At 70.5% G+C, this 23381-nt stretch carries 22 protein-coding genes; 15 read left to right on the top strand and 7 right to left on the bottom strand.

Translation table 11 applies throughout. The features are described 5' to 3' along the window. Nucleotides 1-10: 10 nt before the first annotated feature. The 5 genes from ABXJ52_RS36585 to ABXJ52_RS36565 all read right to left on the bottom strand — a co-directional run bounded on the left by ABXJ52_RS36585 (nt 11) and on the right by ABXJ52_RS36565 (nt 5003). Nucleotides 11-784 (bottom strand): DeoR/GlpR family DNA-binding transcription regulator, encoded by a 774-nt coding sequence (locus ABXJ52_RS36585; protein ID WP_367048416.1) that lies wholly within the window; start codon nt 782-784, stop codon nt 11-13. After that, nucleotides 774-1796 carry a D-2-hydroxyacid dehydrogenase gene (locus ABXJ52_RS36580; protein WP_367048414.1) on the bottom strand — a complete coding sequence of 341 codons (1023 nt, stop codon included), beginning with the start codon at nt 1794-1796 and terminating at the stop codon, nt 774-776. Before ABXJ52_RS36580 ends, ABXJ52_RS36585 begins: the two co-directional genes overlap by 11 nt. Next, nucleotides 1793-2578, bottom strand: a complete 786-nt coding sequence (locus ABXJ52_RS36575; RefSeq protein ID WP_367048412.1) for a carbohydrate ABC transporter permease — start codon at nt 2576-2578, stop codon at nt 1793-1795. The genes ABXJ52_RS36580 and ABXJ52_RS36575 overlap by 4 nt, the downstream gene beginning before the upstream one ends. A gap of 140 nt (nt 2579-2718) precedes the next feature. Then, complete coding sequence (locus ABXJ52_RS36570; protein WP_367048409.1) at nt 2719-3672, bottom strand: sugar ABC transporter permease; 954 nt, start codon at nt 3670-3672, stop codon at nt 2719-2721. Nucleotides 3673-3701: 29 nt separating this feature from the next. After that, nucleotides 3702-5003 carry a sugar ABC transporter substrate-binding protein gene (locus ABXJ52_RS36565; RefSeq protein ID WP_367048407.1) on the bottom strand — a complete coding sequence of 434 codons (1302 nt, stop codon included), beginning with the start codon at nt 5001-5003 and terminating at the stop codon, nt 3702-3704. 193 nt (nt 5004-5196) lie between these two features. Here ABXJ52_RS36565 and ABXJ52_RS36560 point away from each other — a divergent pair, with 193 nt between their 5' ends. Continuing rightward, entirely contained in the window at nt 5197-5523 is a 327-nt protein-coding gene (locus ABXJ52_RS36560) for a hypothetical protein (RefSeq protein ID WP_367048405.1), read from the top strand. A 20-nt stretch (nt 5524-5543) separates the two neighbouring features. Here ABXJ52_RS36560 and ABXJ52_RS36555 read toward each other — a convergent pair whose 3' ends face one another. Then, complete coding sequence (locus ABXJ52_RS36555; protein ID WP_367048403.1) at nt 5544-6302, bottom strand: DeoR/GlpR family DNA-binding transcription regulator; 759 nt, start codon at nt 6300-6302, stop codon at nt 5544-5546. A 202-nt stretch (nt 6303-6504) separates the two neighbouring features. Further along, complete coding sequence (locus ABXJ52_RS36550) at nt 6505-7002, bottom strand: hypothetical protein (protein ID WP_367048401.1); 498 nt, start codon at nt 7000-7002, stop codon at nt 6505-6507. Between the two features lie 392 nt (nt 7003-7394). Between ABXJ52_RS36550 and ABXJ52_RS36545 the strand changes: the two genes are divergently transcribed. The 14 genes from ABXJ52_RS36545 to ABXJ52_RS36480 all read left to right on the top strand — a co-directional run bounded on the left by ABXJ52_RS36545 (nt 7395) and on the right by ABXJ52_RS36480 (nt 23377). Continuing rightward, a complete protein-coding gene (locus tag ABXJ52_RS36545; RefSeq protein WP_367048399.1) occupies nt 7395-8384 on the top strand; it encodes a hypothetical protein in 990 nt (329 codons plus the stop codon). Between the two features lie 84 nt (nt 8385-8468). Further along, nucleotides 8469-9680, top strand: a complete 1212-nt coding sequence (locus tag ABXJ52_RS36540) for a saccharopine dehydrogenase C-terminal domain-containing protein (RefSeq protein WP_367048397.1) — start codon at nt 8469-8471, stop codon at nt 9678-9680. A gap of 123 nt (nt 9681-9803) precedes the next feature. Continuing rightward, nucleotides 9804-10970, top strand: a complete 1167-nt coding sequence (locus ABXJ52_RS36535; protein ID WP_367048395.1) for an SIS domain-containing protein — start codon at nt 9804-9806, stop codon at nt 10968-10970. A gap of 74 nt (nt 10971-11044) precedes the next feature. Further along, a complete protein-coding gene (locus ABXJ52_RS36530) occupies nt 11045-11980 on the top strand; it encodes a BadF/BadG/BcrA/BcrD ATPase family protein (protein WP_367048393.1) in 936 nt (311 codons plus the stop codon). A gap of 131 nt (nt 11981-12111) precedes the next feature. Then, on the top strand, nt 12112-13485 hold the full coding sequence (locus ABXJ52_RS36525) for a hypothetical protein (RefSeq protein ID WP_367048391.1): 1374 nt from the start codon (nt 12112-12114) through the stop codon (nt 13483-13485). Nucleotides 13486-13559: 74 nt separating this feature from the next. Then, the gene (locus tag ABXJ52_RS36520; protein WP_367048389.1) at nt 13560-14408 is read left to right on the top strand and encodes a fumarylacetoacetate hydrolase family protein; all 849 of its coding nucleotides are present in this window, start codon (nt 13560-13562) and stop codon (nt 14406-14408) included. A 75-nt stretch (nt 14409-14483) separates the two neighbouring features. After that, a complete protein-coding gene (ilvD, locus tag ABXJ52_RS36515; RefSeq protein ID WP_367048388.1) occupies nt 14484-16130 on the top strand; it encodes a dihydroxy-acid dehydratase in 1647 nt (548 codons plus the stop codon). A gap of 200 nt (nt 16131-16330) precedes the next feature. Then, nucleotides 16331-17581: an NAD(P)/FAD-dependent oxidoreductase gene (locus ABXJ52_RS36510; RefSeq protein WP_367048386.1), complete on the top strand. Its 1251-nt coding sequence runs from the start codon at nt 16331-16333 to the stop codon at nt 17579-17581. 31 nt (nt 17582-17612) lie between these two features. Further along, nucleotides 17613-18077 (top strand): RidA family protein, encoded by a 465-nt coding sequence (locus ABXJ52_RS36505; protein ID WP_367048384.1) that lies wholly within the window; start codon nt 17613-17615, stop codon nt 18075-18077. Continuing rightward, nucleotides 18074-18751: a DUF1028 domain-containing protein gene (locus ABXJ52_RS36500; protein WP_367048383.1), complete on the top strand. Its 678-nt coding sequence runs from the start codon at nt 18074-18076 to the stop codon at nt 18749-18751. Before ABXJ52_RS36505 ends, ABXJ52_RS36500 begins: the two co-directional genes overlap by 4 nt. Further along, nucleotides 18748-19893: a M20 family metallopeptidase gene (locus tag ABXJ52_RS36495; protein ID WP_367048380.1), complete on the top strand. Its 1146-nt coding sequence runs from the start codon at nt 18748-18750 to the stop codon at nt 19891-19893. Before ABXJ52_RS36500 ends, ABXJ52_RS36495 begins: the two co-directional genes overlap by 4 nt. Next, nucleotides 19890-21257 (top strand): MFS transporter, encoded by a 1368-nt coding sequence (locus ABXJ52_RS36490; RefSeq protein WP_367048378.1) that lies wholly within the window; start codon nt 19890-19892, stop codon nt 21255-21257. Before ABXJ52_RS36495 ends, ABXJ52_RS36490 begins: the two co-directional genes overlap by 4 nt. A 39-nt stretch (nt 21258-21296) precedes the next feature. Next, nucleotides 21297-22214, top strand: a complete 918-nt coding sequence (locus tag ABXJ52_RS36485) for a LysR family transcriptional regulator (protein ID WP_367048377.1) — start codon at nt 21297-21299, stop codon at nt 22212-22214. Between the two features lie 47 nt (nt 22215-22261). Further along, a complete protein-coding gene (locus ABXJ52_RS36480; RefSeq protein ID WP_367048374.1) occupies nt 22262-23377 on the top strand; it encodes an AI-2E family transporter in 1116 nt (371 codons plus the stop codon). The last annotated feature ends 4 nt before the right edge of the window (nt 23378-23381 follow it).

Raw genomic sequence — 23381 nt, 5'->3', positions numbered from 1 at the left:
GGCATGGGGCTCAGGCGCTGATGACGGTTCGGCTGCGGCTGTCGAGGGCCCGGCACACGGGGTGTTCGGGAGCGGCGTCGGTGACCAGGGTGGCCACGCGGTCCAGCGGTGCCAGGCGCACCGGCCCGCGGCGTCCCAGCTTGGACTTGTCGGCGAGTACGACGACGCTGCGTGCGGCGGCCAGGAGGGCACGGTCGGTCTGGGCCTCGTCGACGTGGGCCCCGGTGAGTCCCGCGTCGTCGTCGAGACCGAAGGCGCTGGTGAGGATCTGGCTGATCTGCAGTTCGTGCAGCGCGTGCTCGGTCAGGTGGCCGAGGAGCGACTGCTCCCGGTGGCGCAGGATGCCGCCGAGCACGATGACGTCGACGTTGGAGGTGGCCGAGAGGACTTGGGCGATCGGCAGGGCGTTGGTCACCACGGTGAGGCCGCGTCGCTCCCCCAGCCTGGCGGCGAGGGCCTCGGTCGTCGTGCCTCCGCTGATGAGGACGGTGCTGTGGTCGGGGATCAGGCGCAGAGCGGCTTCGGCGATCCGGCCCTTCTCCTCCGGTTGGGTGGATGCCCGCTGCGGTTGGTCCGGCTCGAAGGCGCCGTCCACGGTGGTTGCGCCGCCGTGTACGCGGCGCAGCATGCCCTGCAGTTCGAGGTCGCGCAGGTCGCGCCGGACCGTGGAGGCGCTGATGCGCAGCAGGTCCGACAGTTCCTGGACGTTGACCGTGCCTCGGCGTCGCAGCCAGGTCAGCACGGCGTGCCGGCGCTGGGGGGCGAGCAGGTGATCAGTAGCCACGGGACCGGTCCACCAGGTTGATCAGATCCCGGCCCACGAGGAAGCGCTCCACGTTCGAGCCGACGAGTTCGAGGGTCTGCTCCTCGTAGTCCGGCGCGAAACCGGCGACGTGCGGTGTCAGGATGACTCCTGGCTCGTTCCACCAGGCGTGGTCCGCGGGCAGGGGTTCTTCGTCGAAGACGTCGAGGGCGGCTCCCGCGATGCGGCCCGAGCGGAGCCCAGCGCGCAGGGCGTGTTCGTCGACGATGCCGCCGCGCGAGACGTTGACGACCATCGCGCCGTCCTTGAGTGCGTCGAGCGCCGCGGCGTCGATCATGCCGCGCGTCTCGTCCGTGAGCGGGCAGGTGACCACGAGGTAGTCACAGCGGCTCAGGAACGTGTGGAGGGCGTCCGGGGTGTAGAGCTCGGCCGGCTGCGGTGAGTCGTCGGCGGGCGTTCCGAAGAACTCACCGGCCCGTGGTCCGCTGCCGCGCTTGAGGCCGAGCACGGTCATGCCGAACTCGCCTGCGAGACGGCCTATTTCGCGGCCGATGCGCCCGTAGCCGACGACACCGACGGTCGCGCCACGCAACCGGCGCGGCATGAGGGTGTTCCAGCGTTCGGCGGGCGAGGGCCACGTGCCGCTGTGCTGCACCTCGATGGCGCGGGGCAGGCGATGTGCGAGGCCGAGCAGCATCATCAGCACGTACTCGGCCATGGGCACGGGCGAGATGCCTCCGATGGAGGTGAGCGGCACCGGGAGGTCCCATACCTCCGTGTCCTTCAGGTGGTCCGCGCCGGAAGTGTCCAGCTGGATCCAGCGCAGGTCAGGTGCCGGGTGTTCGGTGGCCGGGAAGACGGCGCCGGTGTGCAGGATCTGCGTCCGGCGCCACACCTCTTCGGGCACGTCCTTCGGGGAGGTGGCGGGGATCTGGGTGACGCTGAGCCGCGGGTGGCGTGCGCGCAGCTCGTCGAGCCACCAGTCGGGAAAGGAGAGAGTGCTCAGGTAGTGGACGGGGGACGAAGAGGTCACTTGATTCCCGATCGTGCGAAGCCCTGGACGAAGTACTTCTGGAAGCAGAGGAAGAGAACGACCATGGGCAGTACGGAGAGGAGAGCGAGCGCCATGATGGCGCCGTAGTCGGCGGTGTACTGGCCGTTGACGAACTGCATGCCGACGGCGAGGGTGTACAGCCGCTCGTCCTTCAGGACGGTCAGCGGCCAGGCGAAGTCGTTCCACTGGTAGAGGAAGGTCAGCAGCGAGAGAACCGCGATGAGCGGCTTGCACAGCGGCAGGACGACGGTGAAGAAGGTGCGCAGCTGTCCGGCGCCGTCCATCCGCGCGGCCTCGATGACTTCGTCGGGGATGCCGAGCATGAACTGCCGGGCGAGGAAGACCCCGAAGGCGGTGGAGGAGGCGGGGACGATGACGGCCCAGAAGCTGCCGAACATGCCCATGGCACTGACGAGTTTGAACTGAGGCACCATCAGTACCTGGACCGGCACGGTCATGGTGCTGAGCAACAGCAGAAAGATCAGGTTGCGGCCGCGGAAGCGCATCTTGGCGAAGGCGTATCCGGCCAGCAGGTTGCAGGAGACCGTGATCAGGACGACCAGGCAGGTGATCACGGTCGAGTTCATCGCCCAGGTCCCCACCGGCAGCCGGAACACGCGGCGGAAGTTGTCCAGGGTCGGTGCGCTCGGCCAGAACCGCAGCTGCGAGGTGTGCAGGTCCGCGATGGGCGAGAAGGCGACCAGGATCATCCAGAACAGGGGCAGGGCCATGGCCAGACCGATGATCACCGCTGCCGCCACGCGCAGCGGACGGTGGCGGTCGCGTCGTCTCGGGTGTGTCGCTGCGGGGGCTAGGGGAGGGGATCCGGGGCGTCTGGCTGAGGAGGTCACGGACATCGGTGTCCTTTGGGGAGGCGGGAGGGATGCGGCGGGGTGCTAGGTCAGCCGACCGTGTCCCTGTTGCGGCTGAAGCGCCACTGCAGCGCCGTGAAGATCATGACGATGACGTACAGGACGATGCCGATGGCGGCCGCGTAGCCCTGCTGCCGTCCTTCGAAGCCGTTGCGGTAGGCGTAGGTGATCATGACGTCGGTGGCGTGGCCAGGACCGCCGAGGGTCATCACGTAGACGGTGTCGAAGACTTGGAACGAATAGATGACGTTCATGATGAGCAGGAAGAACGTGGACGGTCCCAGCAGCGGGACGGTGATGTTGCGCAGCCGCTGCCAGGGGCCCGCGCCCTCCACTTCGGCCGCCTCGTACATCTCGGGTGAGATGCCCTGCAGACCGGCCAGGTAGATCACCATGTTGAAGCCGATCCGCATCCACAGCGTGATCAGCACGACGGACGCCATGGCGGCGCTGCCGCTGGTCTGCCAGGGGGCGGCAGGCAGTCCGAGGGTGGCGAGCAGCTTGTTGAGCAGGCCGATGTTCTGGTCGAACATCAGGGTTCCGATGAGGGCGGTCGCCACGCCGGAGATGACCATGGGCAGGTAGACGAGGGTGCGCCACAGCGGGCGCGCGGGCATCACCTTGTTGAACAGCAGCGCGATGCCGAGCCCAAGTGCCATCTCGACGGGTACGGTCGCCACGCAGAAGACCGCGGTGTTGAGGACCGTGCGCCAGAAGACGGGATCACCGGCCAGCTGGCGGTAGTTGGCCAGGCCTGCCCAGGTCAGGGAGGCGAGCCCGGTGCTGTACTGGAAGCTCAGTACGACGGCCATGACCAGCGGGACCAGCAGGAAGACGGTGACGAGGACGAGGTTCGGTCCGAGCGTGCAATAGGCAGCGAGGGTCTCGCGAAAGCGCGCTGCTCTGCGGGCGCCCGGCGGGGGTGGTGCCGGCGCGGGTGTGGTCGGGCGCACGTCGCGCGGCGACGAGGCGATGGTGGCCATGGCAGCTCCTGGGTGCGGTGGACAGGGCCTTACGCGGAGGCCAGCGCGGTCCGGGTGGATGCGGCGATGTTGCGCAGGGTCACGTCGGCGGGCTGGCGGTTGACGAAGGCGGCTTCCAGTTCGTCCTGCAGCGCGGAGTTGATGCGGCCGAACCCGGGCACGGCGATCTGTTCGGTCATGGCCGGGGTGAGCACCGTGGCCTGCTCCGCGTACACCGGCATGAGGTCGGGCCGCACCGCGTAGTCGAGATGCTGGTTGAGCAGCGAGCGGCGGGTGGGCAGCACGACGCACTGCTCGCAGAAGCGGACCATGTTCTCCTCGTTCGCGAGGAACTTGAGGAAGTCTGCGGCGAGTTCGGGGTTCTCGGTGGTGCGGGTGGCGGCCACGGCGTTGCCGCCGAGGTCGGTGGCCGCCTGGCGTCCGCGCGGCTGGTAGGTGACGCCGTACAGGTCCTTCTTCAGCGCCGGGTCGATGGTCGGCAGCAGGAAGTCGCCGGCGAAGCTCATGGCGACGGTGCCCGCGGTGAACAGCGGGTCGGGGTACGCGGCGCTCTTGACCGAGCTGTTGGGCGGGACGAAGCCCTGCCGGAAGAAGTCCTGTGTGAAGCGCAGGGCGCGCAGTCCGGCTTCGGATTCGATGGCCGGTGCGGTGCGGCTCTCGTCAAGGATCCGGCCGCCGGCCTGCCACAGCCATGTCAGCCAGCGGAACGCGCCGGCCTGCTGCCAGCCGTAGACGAAGGGATAGACCCCGTGCAGTTTCTTGCGCAGTCGTGCGCAGATCTCGGTGAACTCGTCCCACGACCAGGCCTCGTCCAGTGAGGTGGGCACGGACGTGATCCCCGCGGTGCGGAACATGTCCTTGCGGTAGAGGACCGCCGTCGTGTCGGTGTGGTGGGGGACGGCGTACGGCTTGCCCTCGTGGCAGACGGCCTCCCACAGAGCGGGCAGGAAGGCCTTGCGGTCCTGCTCGCCGAAGTAGGGGCTGAGGTCGAGGAGTTGGCCGCTGGCGCTGTACATCCCCAGGTTCGCGTAGTCGCAGCGGAACAGGTCGGGGGCCCGACCGCCGGCGAGCAGCGCGTCCATGTTGGTGTACATCTGCTGGTAGGACTCCATCCGGATCTGCACCCGGATGCCGCGGTGGCGGCGTTCGTACGCACGGGCCAGGGCCTGGAAGGCCGCGATCTCGCCGTCGCTCCCCCACAGCGAGAAGGTGAGCGTGTCCGCTCCCGCCGAGCCCGTGTTCGAGGGCGAGAAGCCGGAGCGCCGGGCGATGCCGACCGCTCCGGCGCCTGCCACCGCGGTGGCAAGGAGCGCTCGTCTGCCGACAGCCATGGTGCACAACCTCCGTCGTCAGGGGGGAGATTCGGCCGCGTGGGCCTTGATGCCTGTTTTGTAGTCGCCGCGACCAAGGTCAGTCAATAACAAGCAGCGCGTGATTTTAATTGCTCACTATTTCTTGACGCAGTCTGAGGGCCCGCTTAGCCTCAGCGCCCTTGTCCCGCGATTCCGAGTAGGGAGTACACGTATGCCGGTGATCCAGGTGACCGCCCCCAGGGCAGCCGACGGCGCGCACGACGCGGCGCGGCTCGAGCAGCTCTGCGCCCAGGTCGCCGCGGCTCTGGGGCTGCCGCCCTCAGGGGTGGTCGCGGTGCTCTGCGAGGCCGTGCTGACCAGCACGGGTGACGGGATCGTGGCTGCCTGGCCGCTGGCTGTCGTGCACGGATCCGACCGGGGCAGTGAGTTGACGCGCGGGGCGCTGGACGCAGCAGCGGGGGCGTTGGCCGAAGGGTGGGGCGTCCCGCGCGGGGAGGTCTGGGTCGAGTGGGCGGGCCTGCGGCCGACGGCCGCCTGACCGGGCCCGGCTGAGGCCGGTCAGACCTGCACGACGTCCACACCGGCGGCGCGCAGCGCGCCCAGCTCGTTCTCGGGCGCCGAGCCATCGGTGATCACCCGGTACAGCCGGTCGGCGGGGGCGATCCGCACGGGTCCCGAGCGGCTGAACTTCGATCCGTCGACCAGGGCCGTGACCCGCCGGACGCGCGAGAGCAGCCAGCGGTCGGTCTCCGCCTCGTCCACGTGCGCGCCGCTGATCCCGGCGCCCGTGATGCCGTAGGCGCCCACGAACGCCTCGTCCACCTGCAGCTCTTCAAGGGCCTGACGTGTCAGGTGACCCAGCAGGGACATCTCGCGGTGGCGCAGGTATCCACCGAGCACCACGGTACTGATGTCCTCGAACTGGGCGAGCTCACCGGCCAGATGGAGCGAGTTGGTCACGACGGTCAGCCGCTCGATCCCGTCGAGCAGCGGCACCATCGCGGCGGTGGTCGTGCCGCCCGTGACGAGGATCGTGGCGCCGGGGGCGATGTGCTCCACGGCGGCGCTCGCCAGCTTGCTCTTCTCCCAGGAGGCGAATCCGCTGCGCTGGGGACGGTCCGCCTCGTCCGCTTGGACCGCCTCGGCCATTGCCCCGCCGTGGGTACGGTTCAGCAGGCCCTGGGACTGCAGCGCGGACAGGTCCCTGCGAATGGTCGAAGGACTGACGTCCAGACGCTCGGCGAGCGTGCCCACATGGGCGACGCCCTCCGCGCGCACCGCGTGGAGCAGCCTCTTCCTTCGCTCGGCGCCCAGCATGGCCTGGTCTCTCTTCCCTCGACATGGTCCCGACGCCCCGCTCGGCCTCGGCACCCGTGGCATCTTGGGCCGACGGTGGCCCGCCTGCCGCCCCGGCAGCTTACTGGGGATGCTCATCCTTGCCGGAATGTGACTCGGATGTGTGCGATGGCTCAACTGCGTGTGTTGGCTCAGATGCGTGCGGCGGACGGCCCGCGCACGCTCACTTCGGCCGCGACGCCCACGGGCGGACCCTCCCCAACACGGCGTCCTGGTCCGCCGGGGCGTCCAGGAGAGCGAGGGCGGCGGCGGAGATCTCCTGCGGCGTGTGCCAGCGTGCCGTGTGCCCGTGCCCGCGCCCGTGCCCGTGCCAGCCCAGTACGAGCAGTCTGCTCACCGCTCCCGAACTGGCCGCGGCGGATAGGACATTGGGGAGCCAGGCCTCGGAGTCGGTGTTGGTATGGCTCGGCGCCGCCCATTCACTCGTCACCAGGAGAACGACGGGGCCGGCGACGACGGGACGGACGAGTTCGGCCAACGTGCCGGGGGGCATGGCGGAGGCGTACACCAAGGCACCGGTCAGCGGGGCCTGTTCGGCGGCGCGGCGCAGCTCCGCGCCGAAGGCGTCCGTCGTGACGTCCGCTGCGAGCGGGGTGACGCGGCCCGCTTGTTCGTCGGCGAGTTCTCGCAGGTCGGGCGCGGATCGGGCGACGGCGGTCACGGACACGGACCGTCCGGTCAGCGCCGTGACCGCGGGACGCAGGATACGAGTGGCTCCAACGACCAGCACACGTGCGGCCTTTGACGTGCGGGCAGGGCTTGGGCCTGAGGGCTGTTCGCCTGGGGGCTGTTCAGTCATCGGGCTCGTCGCCTTTCAGTCATCGGGCTCGTCTCCTTCGTCAGGGGCAGTTCAGCGCGTCCACGTCGGCGGGTCCATGGCACGTGGGAGCCGCGGCTCCACCCACGCTCCACCCACCCATCATCGCTCACTGTTGCTCGTTTCTGCTCATTGACGCTTGTTGATGCGAGTGAATAGGGTGCGGATGTGGCGCTGACGGCCGACGGCCCAGTATCAGCGCCGACGTTCTCGTCGCCCCGCCCGCGAGGTGTCCCATGGCTCTTCCCTCACCCTCCTCTCCCCGGACTCTGCGGACCGCCCCGCCACCCGTCTCACTGGGTGGCATCGGTCTTGCGCAGGGGCGCTACGGCATCCGCGGCAACCTCGAACTCGTACTCTGCGACGAACAGGACGGACTGTGGGTGCTGTGGTGCAACAGCGACCCCCAGGAGACGTCCCCCGAGCCCGGCGGCCCTCCGCCGGGCGAGTGGAGCGGCGCGCTGCGCTTCGCGACCGGTCGGCGCTACGACGACGTCACGGTGCTGCAGAGCCGGCACGGACCGCACCACCTCGAGCTCGTCGCCCGCTGTGACACCACGACGCACCGCCTGCGCTGGAGCCCCGGGGCGGCGTTCACCACGGAGCGACCCCCGCCGTTCCCGCCCGCCCGCGCCGTCGACACAGCGGAGAGCGCGAACGGCACCCTGTGGGCCGGTGTCCTCACAGAGGACGGTGAACCGCGCCTCCTGCGGGCCGACACCACCACCTACCCGCATCTCACATGGTCCGACGCGACTTGGGCGCGGGACCTGCCCGCCGACAGCAGATGGACGGCGATAACCCTCGTCGCGGTCGCACACGAAAAGCGCCCGGCGGTCGTGCTGGTGGGAGACCGCGAAGGCCTCTGCCTCTCCCCCACCGGCGCCACGCGTCCACTGCCAGCGAGCGCGGCCGTCGCCGCGGTCCCCGCCGACGGCGGCGCACGGATGTACTCGTGGTCCGAAGGCGCGTGGCTGACCGTTCTGGCGCCAGGGTCCGCCGACGCGATACGCCGCCTGCCGCTCCCGGGATCCGGAGAGATCACCGCCCTCGCGGCCACTCCCCTCGCCCACGAACCAGGCAGCACCGACATCGTCGTACGCCGTGGCGGACGGCTCTGGCATCTGCGCGACACCGGCCGCGAGGACGCCGTGACCGCCACCGAAGTCATGAGCAGGCTGACACCCGCACCGGGAAACGGCCCGCGTCCCGTGCACCGGGGCTGAGCGCCCACTCCTCAGGGCGCACGCCCAACTCCCCACCACCTTCAGCGAAGAGACCGACTTCAGCAAAGAGACCGAGGAATCAGCATGCGCATTCTCATCGTCGGCGCCGGAGGCGTGGGCACGGCCGCGGCCGGGATCGCCGCCCGACGCGACTTCTTCGAGCACTGCGTGGTGGCCGACTACGTGCTCGACCGGGCCGTGCGGGCGGCCGAAGCCACCGAGGACGCGCGTTTCGTCGCTGCCCGCGTCGACGCCTCGGACGAAGAGGCGGTCGCCGACCTGCTGCGCCGGCACCGCTGTGACGTGCTCCTGAACGCGACGGATCCGCGGTTCGTCATGCCGCTGTTCCGCGCGGCGCTGGCCGCTCGCATTCATTACCTCGACATGGCGATGTCGCTCTCCCGGCCCCACCCCGACCACCCGTACTCCCGGACCGGCGTCATGCTCGGCGACGAGCAGTTCGCTCTGGCCACCGCGTGGGAGAGCAGCGACCGCCTCGCCCTGGTGGGCATGGGCGTCGAGCCCGGCCTCTCCGACGTGTTCGCCCGCTACGCCGCCGACCACCTCTTCGACACCATCGACGAGATCGGCGTACGCGACGGCGCCAATCTGACCGTCGATGGGCACGACTTCGCGCCATCCTTCTCCATCTGGACGACGATCGAGGAATGTCTGAACCCGCCGGTCGTGTGGGAGAAGGAACGCGGCTGGTTCACCACCGAGCCGTTCTCCGAGCCGGAGGTCTTCGACTTCCCGGAGGGGATCGGCGAAGTGCAGTGCGTCAATGTCGAGCACGAGGAGGTTCTGCTCATCCCGCGATGGGTGGACGCCCGGCGCGTGACCTTCAAGTACGGGCTCGGGCAGGAGTTCATCGACGTCCTGCGCACGCTGCACAAACTGGGCCTTGACCGCACGGACAAGGTGCGCGTCGGCGACCTGGAGGTCTCCCCGCGTGACGTGGTCGCCGCCTGCCTGCCGGACCCGGCCGGCCTCGGTGACCGGATGCGCGGCAAGACCTGCGCCGGGACCTGGGTGAAGGGCGTCCGCGACGGCGCTCCCCGCGAGGTGTACCTGTACCACGTGGTCGACAACGAGTGGTCGATGACGGAGTACGGCTCCCAGGCGGTGGTCTGGCAGACCGCTCTCAACCCGGTGGTCGCTCTCGAACTGCTCTCGGGCGGGCAGTGGAAGGGCAGCGGCGTCCTCGGGCCCGAGGCGCTGCCCGCCGAGCCCTTCCTCGGACTGCTCGCGGAGTACGGCGCCCCCTGGGGCATGCGTGAGCAACAGCAGATGTGAGAGCGCTGTTCTCCTCGCCCGACGCGCCCGTCACGCCCGACGCGGGGCCTCCCGGCCTCCGCGTCCCTAACCCATCAACCATCCGCACCCGCCCCACCCCCGCACCTGCTCGAAGGAGCTCGCGTGAAGACCGCCGTCCCCGAAACCACCGAGGGCCCGTCCGTGCCGCAAGGCGCCGCCCACACGCACCGCGAAATCCTCCAACAACCGCGCCTGTGGGCCGAGATGGACTCCCGCCTTACGCAGGAACACTCCGCACTCGACGTGTTCCTCGCCCCCCTGCTCGCTGAGGCACGGCTGCGTATCGTCCTCACGGGCGCGGGGACCTCCGCCTACGCGGGGCAGATCGCACGGTCGGCCCTCGCGCGAGCGACGGGCCGCGCGGTCGAGGCCGTCGCCACGACGGACATCACGGCCCACCCCGACACATGCTTCGAGGAGCCCGACCGGCCGACCCTGCTGGTGTCCTTCGCTCGCTCCGGCAACAGCCCCGAGAGCATCGCGGCGACCGAGATCGCCGATCGGCTGCTCGACCACTGTGCCCACCTCGTCATCACGTGCAACGCGGACGGCGCCCTGGCCGCCCGGCATCGGGACCGCGCCGACTCCTACGTGCTCCAGACGCCGCCGGAGGCCGAGGACCAGGGCTTCGCGATGACCTCCAGCCTGACGTGCATGCTCCTCGGGGCGCTCAGTGCGCTGGGCGGCAGCCACGTCCAAGGGCTGGAGGACTGCGCCGCCGCGGCCAGGGCCCTGCTGTCCGGCGATGTGCCCGCAAGGATCGCGGAACTGACCGATCGCGCTCCGGACCGTTTCGTCTACCTGGGAAGTGGCGCGCTGCAAGCCCTCGCCGGCGAGTCCGCGCTCAAGCTGCTCGAGCTGACCGGAGGCGCGGTCACCGCTCTGCCCGAATCGTCGCTGGGCTTCCGGCACGGCCCCAAGGCGTTCCTCACCCAGCGCACGGCGGCCATCGTCTATGTGTCGAACAACCCCTACACGCGCCAGTACGACCTGGACATCTTCCGGGAGCTGAGCGGCGCCCTGCCCGCCGGCCAGGTGGTGGCCGTCGCCGCCCGGCCCGACGGGCTCCCGGCCGAACACACCTGGCTCCTGGAGGGCATGGCCGAGGCCGAGGACGCCGCGCTGGCACTGCCCGCCGTGCTGTGCGCCCAACTCATCGCACTGGCAGCTTCGTTGGCCTGCGGCATGCGGCCCGACAATCCCTTCCCCGACGGGGAGGTCAACCGGGTCGTCCAGGGCGTCACGATCCACCCCCTGCCGGCGCGCTGAGATCCCCTGACGACGCTCTGAGCAGGACGCCGGACACAGCACCAGACCTGGACCCATCGGAGAGAAGTGACGCCATGTATCTCGGAGTTGACGCCGGCGGCACGAAGACGGCCTTCGTCATCGTGGACGCCGCCGGGACGGTGCTCGGCGCGGCCGACGGGCCGTCCACCGCTCCCGCGCTCGGGGAGCACGGCTTGGAGACCGCGCAGGCCGTGCTGCGCGACGGCATCACAGAGGTCTGTCGGCTGGCGGGCACCGAGCCCATGCGGCTGCGTCACGCGTTCTTCGGGCTGCCCGGCCACGGTGAGTCCCCGTCCCTGTCCGCCGCGTTGGACGCGCTGCCCGAGCAGATCCTCGGGCACGACCGGTTCGCGGTGGGCAACGACATGGTGTGCGGCTGGGCCGGATCGCTCGGTCTCGCGGACGGCATCAACGTGATCAGCGGTACGGGTTCGATGGCGTACGGCGTCCTGCGCGGACGGGAAGCGCGCACCGGCGGCTGGGGGGAGCTCTTCGGTGACGAGGGCTCGGCGCACTGGATCGCGGTCCAAGCGCTGAACCTCTTCACGCGCATGAGCGACGGCCGGACACCTCCAGGCCCCCTCCTCGCGGTCCTTCGGCGCCGTCTCGGTCTCGACACCGACCTGGACCTCGTCGACGTCATGCTCCTGGGCCGGCCCGACCGCACCGCCGTCGCCGCGGTGAGCCGCCACGTCTCCGAAGCCGCGGCGGAGGGTGACACGCACTGCGCGCGCATCCTCACCCGGGCGGGGGAAGAGCTGGCCGAACTCGCCCGCGCCGCCCGGCGCGCGCTCAGCGCCGCGCCCGACGAGAAAGTTCCCGTCTCCTGGTCGGGTGGGGTGTTCACCGTCCCGCGCGTGCGTGAGGCGTTCACCCGCGCTCTGACCGCCTTCCCGGAGCCGTACGACGCCCGGCCGCCACTGGGCGCTCCCGTCAACGGCGCGGCTCTGCTGGCAGCCCGGCTCGCCGGTGAACCTCTGAACGCATGAGTCCCTGAGCCTTCACATGAGGCCCTGCCCCTTCGACTGACCGCCAACTGACCGCCCCACGCACACACTTCATCCGCGCCGCCGCTTTCCCCGCGGGACCGGGCGGCGGAGTCACCCGAAAGGACATGCTCGTGCCCGTCAGCAACTCCGACCGCCGCTCCCTCGTGCTCATCGGGGCCGGCAGCGCCGTCTTCACCCGCGGCGTGCTCGCCGATCTGATCAGCGCGGACGACCTGGGCTCCTGGGAGATCCGGCTCGTCGACGTCAATCCCGAGGCGCTCTCGGTCACCACCCGCCTCGCCGAGCGCATGGTCGAGGCACGGGGCGCCGAGAAGCGCATCACCGTGCGCTCGTCATCCGACCGGCGCAGCGAACTGCCCGGTGCGGACTACGTCGTGACCTGCGTGGGCGTCGGCGGCCGGCCCGCCTGGCAGACGGACCACGAGATCTGCCAGCGGCACGGCGTCTTCCAGCCGGTCGGCGACTCCGTGCTGCCCGGCGGGATCTCCCGAGTGCTGCGCACCACGCCCGTCATGGTCGACATCGCGCGCGACGTCGTCGAACTCGCCCCGCACGCCTACTTCTTCAACTACAGCAATCCGATGACGGCCAACATCCAGGCCATGACACGCCACGCGGGCGCGGAGGTCATCGGCCTGTGCCACGGGATGCACCACGTGCAGCGGGAGCTCGCCGCCTTCGCCGGGCTGCCCTTCGAGGAGACGTCGACGCTGTATGCGGGGATCAACCACCTCACGTTCATCTACGACTTCCGGCACAACGGCGAAGACGCCTGGCCCGTCGTGCGCGCACGGATGGAACGCGAACTCGCCGAGCCGGCCGACCCCGCCGACATCGGCGCGATCTGGGAGAACGGCAAGGCGTGGCACAACCCGTTCTCCTGGGAGTTCTTCCGCACCTACGGCGCGTACCCCGCGGCCAACGACCGGCACGTCGTGGAGTTCTTTCCCGAGCGCTGGGCGGGCGGTGACTACTACGGCAAGAAGCTGGGCGTCGACGCCTTCTCCGTACCGGAGATCCTCGCGTGGGGCGAGGAGCGCTACCAGTCGATGCGCGCCCAGGCCGAGGGGGGCGCGTCGCTGGACGAGTCCGCGTTCGACCGTTCCACCGGGGAGCAGGAGCAGCTCCTCGCGATCATCCGGTCGATCACGTTCGACCGGCGGGAGATGTTCTCGGTGAACGTGCCCAACCGGGGCAGCGTGCCGGGCCTGCCCGACGGGGCCGCCCTGGAGATTCCGGCTGTGGCCACCGCGCGGGGGCTGCGTCAGCTGCGGGTCCCGGACCTGTCGGCCCCGCTGACCGCGATCCTCGCCCGGCGCCTCGCGCCCGTGGAGCTGGCGGTCGAGGCCGCGATGACGGGCGATCGCGACATGGTGGTCGAGGCCGTGATCGCCGACGGCGCGGTCACCGGCCGGGACGCGGCCGCCGCCCTGACGGACGACCTGCTGCAGGCCCAGAGCCGCTTCCTGCCCCGCTTCTCCTGAATTGCCCGTCCCCAACCGCCCTTTCCCCACCGCCGTTTCCGAACGGCCAGCACGCCCACGAGCCTGGAGCGACTGTGAAGATTGCCCGAGTACGGTACGAGGGCCGGGTCCTGGCGGCCCGTGTGGAAGGCGGGACAGTGTTTCCCGTCGTCGCGGAGGACGAGCGGCACATGTCCGACGCCGTGCGCGACCTGATCGCTGACGGTAGGGCCGAGGAAGTGCTGAGTGCTGACGTGCCGGGGGTGCCCCTCGCCGACGTCGAACTCCTCAGCCCGCTTGCCGCTCCGCAGAAGATCGTCTGCATCGGACTGAACTACGCCGACCACATCCGCGAGACCGGTCTCCAGACACCGGAGGTCCCGCTTGCCTTCGTCAAGACCGCCCACTGCCTGACCGGCCCCCAGGCCACCGTCCGCGTGCCGCGTGGCACCACCGAGCAGCTGGACTGGGAGGCCGAGCTGGCCGTCGTCATCGGCCGCACGGCGCGCGAGGTGAGCGCGGAGAACGCCATGTCGTACGTCTTCGGTTACACCGTGGCCAACGACGTGTCGGCACGGGATGCCCAGTTCTCCGACGGGCAGTGGTTCCGGGGCAAGAACTTCGACGGGTTCTGCCCGCTCGGCCCGTGGATCGCCACCGCCTCCGACGTGCCGGACCCGCAGGGCCTGGCCATCTGCGCCCGCGTCAACGGCCGGACGGTGCAGAACAGTTCGACCAAGGAGATGATTTTCGGCGTGGCCGAGACCATTGCCTACCTGTCCCGGTACATGACGCTGTATCCCGGGGACGTCATCGCCACGGGGACCCCGCACGGCGTGGGCATGGGCCGCGATCCGCAACTGTGGCTGTCCGACGGGGACGTCGTGGAGGTGGAGGTCGAAGGGCTCGGCGTCCTGCACAACCCGATCCACGTCACCGGCTGACAACCGCCCGGACCCGCCGCCGCCCACGGCGGACCCCTCCCCCGCTCCACCCCCCTCTCCGTTGAAGGAGCCGCCATGAACATCGCCGACGATCCCGACCGCGCACCGGCCCGCTCACACCTGTACGCGATGGGCCTGACCGAGGAGGAGATGCGACAGCCCACCGTCGGTATCGCCTCGACCTGGACCGGGACGATGCCGTGCAACCTCACGCACCGTGACCTGGCACGTCATGTCGCCACCGGTGTGCGCCGGGCGGGCGGGACACCCATGGAGTTCAACACCATCGCCGTCTCGGACAACCTGACGATGGGTACGCCCGGCATGCGGGCCTCGCTCGTCAGCCGCGAAGTCATCGCGGACTCGATCGAACTCATGGGGCGGGCCCATCAGTTCGACGCCATGGTCTGCATCGTCGGCTGCGACAAGACGGTGCCGGCCGCGATGATGGCCATGGCGCGCCTCGACATCCCTTCCGTGCTCCTCTACAGCGGCAGCATGATGCCGGGTACGTGGCGTGGGCGCGAGGTGACCATCCAGGACATGTGGGAGGCCCTCGGCGAGCGGGCCGTCGGCCGCGTCAGCCAGGATGACGTGGACGATCTGGCCCGGCACGCCTGCCCGGGTGCCGGAACCTGCGCGGCGCAGTACACCGCGAACACGATGGGCACCGTCGCGGACTTCCTCGGCCTCGCACCGTTCGGCGTCGGCGACATTCCGGCCACGGCCGGGGAGAAGACCGCCGCGGCCGAACGTGTGGGCGAAATCGCCCTCGATGCGCTGGCCCGCGGTCTGCGGCCTTCCTCGATCCTGACCGAGGACGCCTTCCACAACGCGATCGTCTCCGTGGCCGCCATGGGCGGTTCCACCAACGCCGTACTGCATCTGCTGGCCATCGCCCGCGAGGCCGGCATCGACCTCTCCATCGACACGATCGGCACGGTGTGCCGTGAGGTGCCGATCATCACCGCGCTGAAGCCGTCCGGACCCCACACGGCGGCGGATCTGTGGCGGGCCGGCGGCACTTCGCTGGTGGCGGCGCGGCTGCTGGAGGCCGGTGTGCTGCGCGAGTCGGTGACCCTGATCGACGGCCGTTCACCGGCGGACATCGCCGCGACCGCCGTGGGGACGGAGGGGCAGACGGTGGTGCGCGAGGTGAAGTCCCCCGTCAAACCGGCGGGCGCACTGGCGATCCTGCGCGGCTCGCTCTCTCCGGACGGCTGCGTGCTCAAGCTGGGAGGGCGCCCCGACTTCGTCCGGCAGGGCCCGGCCCGGGTCTTCGACTCCGAGGAGGAGTGCTTCGAGGCCATTCAGGGCGGCCGGATCACGGAGGGCGACGTGGTGATCGTCCGCTACGAGGGCCCGGCGGGCGGTCCGGGCATGCGGGAGATGCTGTCGATCACCGGCGCCCTGGTCGGGCAGGGCCTCGGGGAATCGGTCACCTTGGTCACCGACGGACGCTTCAGCGGCGTCTCCCGCGGCCTCGTGATCGGCCATGTCGCCCCCGAGGCGTGGCACGGGGGCCCCATCGCGCTGGTGGCGGACGGTGACACGGTCGTCGTCGACTCCGCGCGCCGCACGCTCGACCTCGACGTCCCGGCCGAGGAACTCGCGGAGCGCCGGGCGCGCTGGACCCGCCCGGACCGCACGGTCGAACGCGGCGTCCTCAGCAAGTACGCGGCTGCCGTCGGCTCGGCGTCGGACGGCGCGATCACCGTGTGACGTCGACAGCCGCAGGCGCCGAAGTACGCCCTGGCGGCCGATGGAACCGGACCACACTGCCCGCCGAGTGTCGCTCGGCGGGCAGTGTGCGTCTGCGGGGTTGCATCGAAAAATCAGATCACTCTCCACTGAAACATCTGTTGGACAGGGTTTCGGAGGCGCCCAAAGATAGGTGCACTACCGCCTGACTGGAGGCCGAAATGGCGAGTGAAGAGACGGAAGTTGTCGTCGTGGGGGCGGGCCAGGCCGGTGTCGCGATGAGCGAGCACCTGGGGGCCGAGGGCATACCGCACATCGTCATCGAGCGGCACCGGATCGCCGAGCGCTGGCGCACGGAACGCTGGGACTCCCTGGTCGCGAACGGGCCCGCCTGGCACGACCGGTTCCCCAACCTCGAGTTCCCCGACATCGCCCCCGACGCCTTCGCGACGAAGGAACAGGTGGCGGAGTACTTCGTCGCGTACGCCGAGAAGATCGGCGCCCCGGTCCGCTGCGGTGTCGAGGTGACCTCGGTGCGCAAGCACGAGGGCCGGGCGGGCTTCCGGGTCGAGACGTCCGAGGGTTCCATCGACGCACGGTTCGTCGTCGCCGCGACCGGCCCCTTCCAGCGGCCCGTGATCCCGCCGATCGTCCCGGACGGCGCCGTGGCGACGCAGATCCACTCCAGCGGTTACCGTAATCCGGAGCAACTGCCCGAGGGCGCCGTCCTCGTGGTCGGTGCCGGCTCCTCCGGGGTGCAGATCGCCGACGAGCTGCGCAGGGCCGGGCGCCGTGTGTTCCTGTCCGTGGGCCCGCACGACCGGCCGCCGCGCGAGTACCGGGGGCGTGACTTCTGCTGGTGGCTCGGGGTGCTCGGGCTCTGGGACCTGACCACGCCACCGCAGGGCGCCGCCCATGTCACCATCGCGGTCAGCGGTGCGCACGGCGGCCATACCGTGGACTTCCGCGCGCTCGCCGATACCGGTGTCGAACTCGTCGGCATGACCGCGGCGTACGACAAGGGTGTGCTGCGCTTCGTGCCCGACCTCGCCGCGAACATCGCGGCCGGCGACGAGAAGTACCTCGCGCTGCTGCGGGCGGCCGACGCGTATGTCGAGCGCAATGGGCTCGACCTTCCCGAGGAGCCGCAGGCGCACGTCCTTGGCCCCGACCCGGCGTGCGTGAGCGACCCCCGGCTCGAACTCGACCTGGCGGAGGCCGGGGTCACCTCGATCGTCTGGGCCACCGGCTTCGCGGCCGACTACGGCTGGCTCGACGTCGACGCGTTCGACGAGAACGGCCGGCCCGACCAGCGCCGGGGCATCTCCCGCGAGCCCGGCGTCTACTTCCTGGGCCTTCCCTGGCTGTCCCGCCGCGGGTCGAGCTTCATCTGGGGTGTCTGGCACGACGCCCGGTACATCGCCGATCACATCACGACCCGGCGCGGATACCTCGCGTACGGATCCAACTGACCCGCGTACGGCACCAGCTGAGGAGCAGACCATGGCAAACGCCCCGATCGTGGCCGGCGGGCACACCCGGATCCGGCCGTTCAACACCCGCGACACCTATCCCGAGCAGAGCCTCGACAACGACCTCTGCCAGGCCGTCGTCGCCGGTGACACGGTGTACGTGCGCGGCCAGATCGGCCAGGACCTCGACACCAGCGAATCCGTCGGCGTCGGCGACGCCGAGGCGCAGGCCGAGCAGGCCATGGCCAACATCAAGATGCTGCTCGAAGAGTCCGGCAGCCGGATGGAACACCTGGTCAAGCTGACGATCTACCTGGTCGATCCGCGGTATCGGGAAGCCGTGTACCGCACGGTCGGGCGCTGGACCAAGGGCGTCCACCCCATCTCCACCGGCCTGGTCGTCTCGGCGCTCGCCCGTCCCGAGTGGCTGTGCGAGATCGATGCCGTCGCCGTCATTCCGAGGGCCGTCGTCGTTCCGAAGGAGGAGCGGGCATGACGTTCTCCCTTGTCGTACGCGACGGTGAGCGGTTCGGCATCGCGGGCAGCTCCTCCAGCCCCGCGGTGGCCGCCCGCATCGCCCATCTGCGGCCCGGCGTCGGCGCCGCGAGCTCGCAGAACATCACCGACCCCATGCTCGGCACGGCCCTCCTCGACGGCCTTTCCGCGCACGGTGACGCCGAGCGCGCCCTGGCCGAGGTCACCGGCGCCGCAACCAACGAAAAGACCATCGCCTACCGGCAGTTGACCGTCCTGGGACGGCAAGGCCCCGGCTTCGCCTACAGCGGCCCGCACACGCTAGGCACCTACGCGTCGGCCACCGCTGACGGCGCCGTGGCGGCCGGCAACATGCTGTCGGGGAAGCACATCCCCGGCGTACTCCTTGCGGCGTATCAGGAAGCCACCGGAGAGCTCGAGGAGCGGCTGATCACCGCGATGAAGGCCGCCGTCGCCGCGGGCGGCGAGCAGGGGCCGGTGCGTTCGGCGGGGTTGGCGGTCGTCGCGGACGTCGGCTGGCGGGTCACCGACCTGCGCATCGACTGGGCCTCCGACCCGATCGACCGGCTCGGCGAGCTCCTCGACGTCTGGCTGCCGCAGCGCGACGACTACGTGACGCGCGGCCTCGACCCGGCGACCTCGCCCTCGTACGGCGTACCCGGAGACGAACGATGAGCGCCCTGAAAGAGGCCGCCCGCTCGGCCGTCGACCGGCACGCCGACGAACTGGTCGCGTTGTCCGAATGCCTGCACGCCGACCCGGAGACCGCCTGGGAGGAACACCGAGCGGCCGCCCGCGTGCCGGAGCTGCTCGACCGGGCCGGGTTCGACGTCACCGCGTCCTACCTGGGCCTGGACACCGCGTTCCACGCCTCCTTCGGCAGCGGGCCCACCCGGATCGCGCTGTGCGCCGAATACGACGCGCTGCCCGGCCTCGGGCACGCGTGCGGGCACAACCTCATCGCCGCGAGTTCGGTAGGCGCCGCGCTCGGCCTCGCCGCCGTGGCCGACGACGCCGGGCTCACCGTCGAGGTCTACGGCACTCCCGCCGAGGAGGGCGGTGGCGGCAAGATCGAGCTGCTCGACCGGGGCGCCTTCGCCGGAGTCGATCTCGCGATGATGGCGCACCCGGCGCCCGTCGACGTAGCCGAGGCCCGCCCCTTCGCCGTCAGCCACTCGAAGGTCGCCTACACCGGAAAGTCCGCGCACGCCGCCGCTTACCCGGAGGCCGGGATCAACGCGGCCGACGCCTTCACCGTGGCGCAGGTCGCCATCGGCCTGCTGCGCCAGCAACTCCCGGCCTCCGCGCGCGTGCACGGCGTCGTGACGCACGCGGGGGACGCACCGAACGCCATCCCGGAGCGCTCCTCGGGCCGCTGGTACGTACGGGCCGAAACCCTCGCGGAACTCGCCGAGTTGGAGCCGCGCGTCATGCGGGCCTTCGAGGCGGGTGCGCTGGCGACCGGCTGCGACCTGGAGATCGAACCGGAGAGCAAGCCGTACGCGGAGTTCCGCGCGGACGAGAAGGCTCTGGCGCACTACCGTTCCAACGCCGTCGCCCTGGGGCGCGCATTCGCCCCGCCGGGCCAGGCCGCGCGCATGAACCGGGCCTCCACCGACATGGGCAACGTGTCGCAGGTGGTGCCCGCCATCCACCCCTACATCGGCATCGGCTCCCTGCCCGCCACCAACCACCAGCACGAGTTCGCCGCGTACTGCGTGGGCTCCACCGCACAGCGGGCGCTGCTCGACGCGGCGACGGCGCTGGCGTGGACGGGCGTGGACCGCGGCCAACCGGCAGAGGAGGCGTCGACATGACCGTGACCGAGCCTCAGGGCACCACGGCCGAGGTCCCCACCGACGTGGCCACGTTGCGTCGCAGTATCGCGGCGGGGGCCGTCGGCGTCTTCGTGCACTGGTTCGACTGGGCCGCGTACGCCTATCTCGCCGGCACAGTGGCGAAGGTGTTCTTCCCCGCCGGTGACAGCACGACCGGGCTGCTCGCGGTGTTCGGCGTCTTCGCCGTCTCCTTCGGTGTACGGCCGATCGGCGCGCTCGTCTTCGGGCCGCTCGGCGACAGGATCGGCCGCAAGCGCACGCTGTCCCTGGTCATCTTCATGATGTCCGGCGCGACGCTGGCGATCGGCCTGCTGCCGGGCTACGACTCGATCGGGGTCGCCGCCCCGGTGCTCCTGGTGGTCCTCCGTCTGATCCAGGGGTTCGCGGCGGGCGGCGAGTTCGGCAGCGCGGCCAGCTTCCTCGCGGAGAGCGCGCCGCGCCGGCGGCGCGGATTCGGTGTGAGCTGGCTGGAGGTCGGCTCACTGCTCGGCTTCCTGGCCGGCTCGTTCGTCTTCCTGCTCCTGTCGACGGGGCTCGACGACGCCCAGCTCACCTCCTGGGGCTGGCGTATCCCGTTCCTCGTCGCGGCGCCGCTCGGCATCATCGGCGTGGTAATCCGCAACAAGATCGAGGACACCCCGGAGTACCGGGCGCTTGAGGAGAACGACACCGTCCCGCGCAGCCCGGCCCGCGAGCTGCTCCGCTCCCACAAGCGCCAACTTCTCCAGGCGGCGGGCCTGATGGCAGCCATGCATGTCCCCTTCTACGCGGTCCTTACCTACCTGGTCACCTACGAGACCGACCACCTCGGTCACTCGGCCGACAGCGCGGCCCTGCTGTCCACCGTCATCTCCCTGCTCGGCCTCGTGCTGGTACCCCTGTCCGGCAGGCTGTCCGACCGGGTGGGCCGCAAGCCGGTGTTCATCGGGGCGACGGCGGCCCTCCTCGTCGTCGCCACCCCCGCGTTCTGGCTGATGCGGACCGGGATGGCCGGAACGTGGATCGCCGGTCTCACGCTCGGCGCGATCCTGGCCGCGATCCTCGGCACGTACGCGGTGTGGTCGGCGGAGGTCTTCCCCACGCGCACCCGGCAGAGCGGGCTCTCCATCTCGTACAACGTGACGGCGGCGCTGTTCGCGGGCACCGTGCCGTACTTGATGACGCTGCTCATCTCGGCGACCGGGAGCACGCTGGTGCCGGGCCCGTATCTGATGGTGTTCGCCGTGGGCGGCCTGATCGCGGCGCTCTCCCTGAAGGAGACGGCCGGCTCGGCGCTGCTGCATGCCGAGGACGTGGCGGCTCGGACGCGGACGACGCCTGGATCGGACGTGGACGGCGCCTAGAGTCGGGCCCGCACCCGGTCACCTAGCACGAGGGCTCGTATGACGTCGCCGTTGGGTTTCACGCTCGTTCAGCTGCGCTACTTCCTGGTCGCCGCCGAACGCGGCTCGATGACGGAGGCGTCGGCGCAGCTGCACATCGCGCAGTCCGCCGTGTCCGCCGCCATCCACAATCTGGAGCGGGACCTCCAGGTGCAGCTGTTCATCCGCCGCCGGGGGCGGGGCCTGACCCTGACCCCGGCGGGGGAACGGCTGCGGACGCAGGGCCGTGACCTCATCGCCCGCGCGCGCGAGGTCGAGCGGGAGGCGCGGGGGGACGGCGCGGCGCTCTCCGGTCCGGTGACCGTCGGGTGCTTCGTGACCCTGGCCCCGTACTATCTGCCGCGTCTGTTCAGCGAGTGCACGCGCCTGCACCCGGGCATCGAGATCGACGTGGTGGAGGCGGAGGCGGATCAGCTCGTCGAGGCCCTGACCGCGGGGCGCATCGACTTCGCCCTCACCTACGATCTGGGCCTTTCCACCGAGCCGGAGCTGCGCAGCGAGACGATCGCCCGCGCCCCCGCCTACGTCATCGTCGCGGCCGACCACCCACTGGCGGGCCGGGGCAGCGTGCGCCTCGCCGAACTGTCCACGGAACCGCTGGTCCTCCTCGACCTCCCGCACAGCCGCGACTACTTCCGCTCCCTCGTCGCCGCCACCGGCACCGCCCCCGACGTCCGCTACCGCACCCGTAGTTACGAGACGGTGCGCTCCATGGTGGCCCGCGGACTCGGCTACTCCGTGCTCAACCAGCGCCCCGCGACCGACCGGACCTACGGCGGCGGCGAGATCGCGGAGCTCGAACTCCGGGATGCCGGGCGCCCGTTGGAGGTCAGGATCGCGACGCTGGACGGCATGACGCAGACCGCGCGGGCGCGCGCGGTGATGGACGTGCTGCGGGAGAGCACCGACGCGTCGTAGCCGCCCGCTTTGCAGAGTACGGCTGGAGTATCAATAGGGTGTCCCCCATGCCTGCCACGCTGAGTTCCACAAAGTCCGCCGCCGCGCTCCGCAGATCGGCGCGGGTCTCCGTCGAGTTGCTGCTGGTTGTTGTCGCCGCCGCGGTGGCCCTGTGGGTTCTGGGCCGGATGTGGTCGGTCGTCTGGCCGCTCATAGTGGGACTCCTGCTCACCACACTGACCTGGCCTGCGGCCCACTTCCTGCGCCGACGCGGGTGGCGCCCCGCCCTGGCCGCCTCGGTGGTGACCGTGCTGTTCCTTCTGGTCGCCGCGGGCATCGTGGCGCTGATCGCGGTACCGGTGGCCTCCGAGTCCGGTGAACTGGCCGACGGCGTGGCCGATGGCATCGAGAAACTGCGCGAATGGGCCGCCGGGCCGCCCCTGAACATCGACGACGCCCAGATCTCGGACGGCGTCGACTCGGCGACCTCCCGGATCCAGGACAGCGTCGGCAGCATGGTCACCACTCTGTTCACCGGACTGAGCACCGTGTTGAACGGTCTGGTCACCGCGATCCTGGCGCTCTTCCTGATGTTCTTCTTCCTCAAGGACGGACCGCGGTTCCTCCCGTGGCTCGCCCGTCAGCTCCCCGGCCGGCTCGCCGACGACATCCCGATCGTGGCGACGCGCAGCTGGAACACTCTGGGCGCGTTCGTGCGTTCCCAGGCCTTCGTCGGCCTGCTCGACGCGGTCTTCATCGGTCTGGGCCTGTGGATCCTGGGAGTGCCCCTCGTGCTCCCGCTGGCCGTGCTGACGTTCGTGTCCGCGTTCGTGCCGATCGTGGGCGCCCTGTTCGCCGGCTTCGTGGCGGTGCTGATCGCGCTGGTGTCCAACGGCCTGACGGACGCGCTGATCGTGCTGGCGATCATCGTCGTGGTGCAGCAACTCGAGGGCAACGTGTTCCAGCCGATCATCCAAAGTCGCGGTCTTGGCCTGCACGCGGCGGTGGTCCTGCTGGCCGTCACCCTGGGCGCGAACCTGGCCGGCGTCGTGGGCAGCCTGCTCGCGGTACCGGCAGCCGCCCTGATCGCGGTGGTCTGGAACTATCTGCGGGAGCAGCTCAGCGACCCGCCGCAGGAACCGGAGGCCGACGATACGTCGCCGGGCGCAGCGGTCCCGTCGTAGCCAC

It is taken from the genome of Streptomyces sp. Je 1-332, from assembly GCF_040730185.1.
GTDB lineage: Bacteria > Actinomycetota > Actinomycetes > Streptomycetales > Streptomycetaceae > Streptomyces.
Note: the sequence above shows the minus strand (reverse complement) of the source record. Positions and strands in the feature narration are given on the sequence as shown.

What these genes read in the sequence shown, in the direction of transcription:
- ABXJ52_RS36570 (WP_367048409.1), bottom strand. Translation starts at nt 3,672, where the DNA reads ATGGCCACCATCGCCTCGTCGCCGCGCGACGTGCGCCCGACCACACCC.
- ABXJ52_RS36565 (WP_367048407.1), bottom strand. Translation starts at nt 5,003, where the DNA reads ATGGCTGTCGGCAGACGAGCGCTCCTTGCCACCGCGGTGGCAGGCGCC.
- ABXJ52_RS36560 (WP_367048405.1), top strand. Translation starts at nt 5,197, where the DNA reads ATGCCGGTGATCCAGGTGACCGCCCCCAGGGCAGCCGACGGCGCGCAC.
- ABXJ52_RS36555 (WP_367048403.1), bottom strand. Translation starts at nt 6,302, where the DNA reads ATGCTGGGCGCCGAGCGAAGGAAGAGGCTGCTCCACGCGGTGCGCGCG.
- ABXJ52_RS36545 (WP_367048399.1), top strand. Translation starts at nt 7,395, where the DNA reads ATGGCTCTTCCCTCACCCTCCTCTCCCCGGACTCTGCGGACCGCCCCG.
- ABXJ52_RS36540 (WP_367048397.1), top strand. Translation starts at nt 8,469, where the DNA reads ATGCGCATTCTCATCGTCGGCGCCGGAGGCGTGGGCACGGCCGCGGCC.
- ABXJ52_RS36530 (WP_367048393.1), top strand. Translation starts at nt 11,045, where the DNA reads ATGTATCTCGGAGTTGACGCCGGCGGCACGAAGACGGCCTTCGTCATC.
- ilvD (WP_367048388.1), top strand. Translation starts at nt 14,484, where the DNA reads ATGAACATCGCCGACGATCCCGACCGCGCACCGGCCCGCTCACACCTG.
- ABXJ52_RS36510 (WP_367048386.1), top strand. Translation starts at nt 16,331, where the DNA reads ATGGCGAGTGAAGAGACGGAAGTTGTCGTCGTGGGGGCGGGCCAGGCC.
- ABXJ52_RS36505 (WP_367048384.1), top strand. Translation starts at nt 17,613, where the DNA reads ATGGCAAACGCCCCGATCGTGGCCGGCGGGCACACCCGGATCCGGCCG.
- ABXJ52_RS36500 (WP_367048383.1), top strand. Translation starts at nt 18,074, where the DNA reads ATGACGTTCTCCCTTGTCGTACGCGACGGTGAGCGGTTCGGCATCGCG.
- ABXJ52_RS36495 (WP_367048380.1), top strand. Translation starts at nt 18,748, where the DNA reads ATGAGCGCCCTGAAAGAGGCCGCCCGCTCGGCCGTCGACCGGCACGCC.
- ABXJ52_RS36490 (WP_367048378.1), top strand. Translation starts at nt 19,890, where the DNA reads ATGACCGTGACCGAGCCTCAGGGCACCACGGCCGAGGTCCCCACCGAC.
- ABXJ52_RS36485 (WP_367048377.1), top strand. Translation starts at nt 21,297, where the DNA reads ATGACGTCGCCGTTGGGTTTCACGCTCGTTCAGCTGCGCTACTTCCTG.
- ABXJ52_RS36480 (WP_367048374.1), top strand. Translation starts at nt 22,262, where the DNA reads ATGCCTGCCACGCTGAGTTCCACAAAGTCCGCCGCCGCGCTCCGCAGA.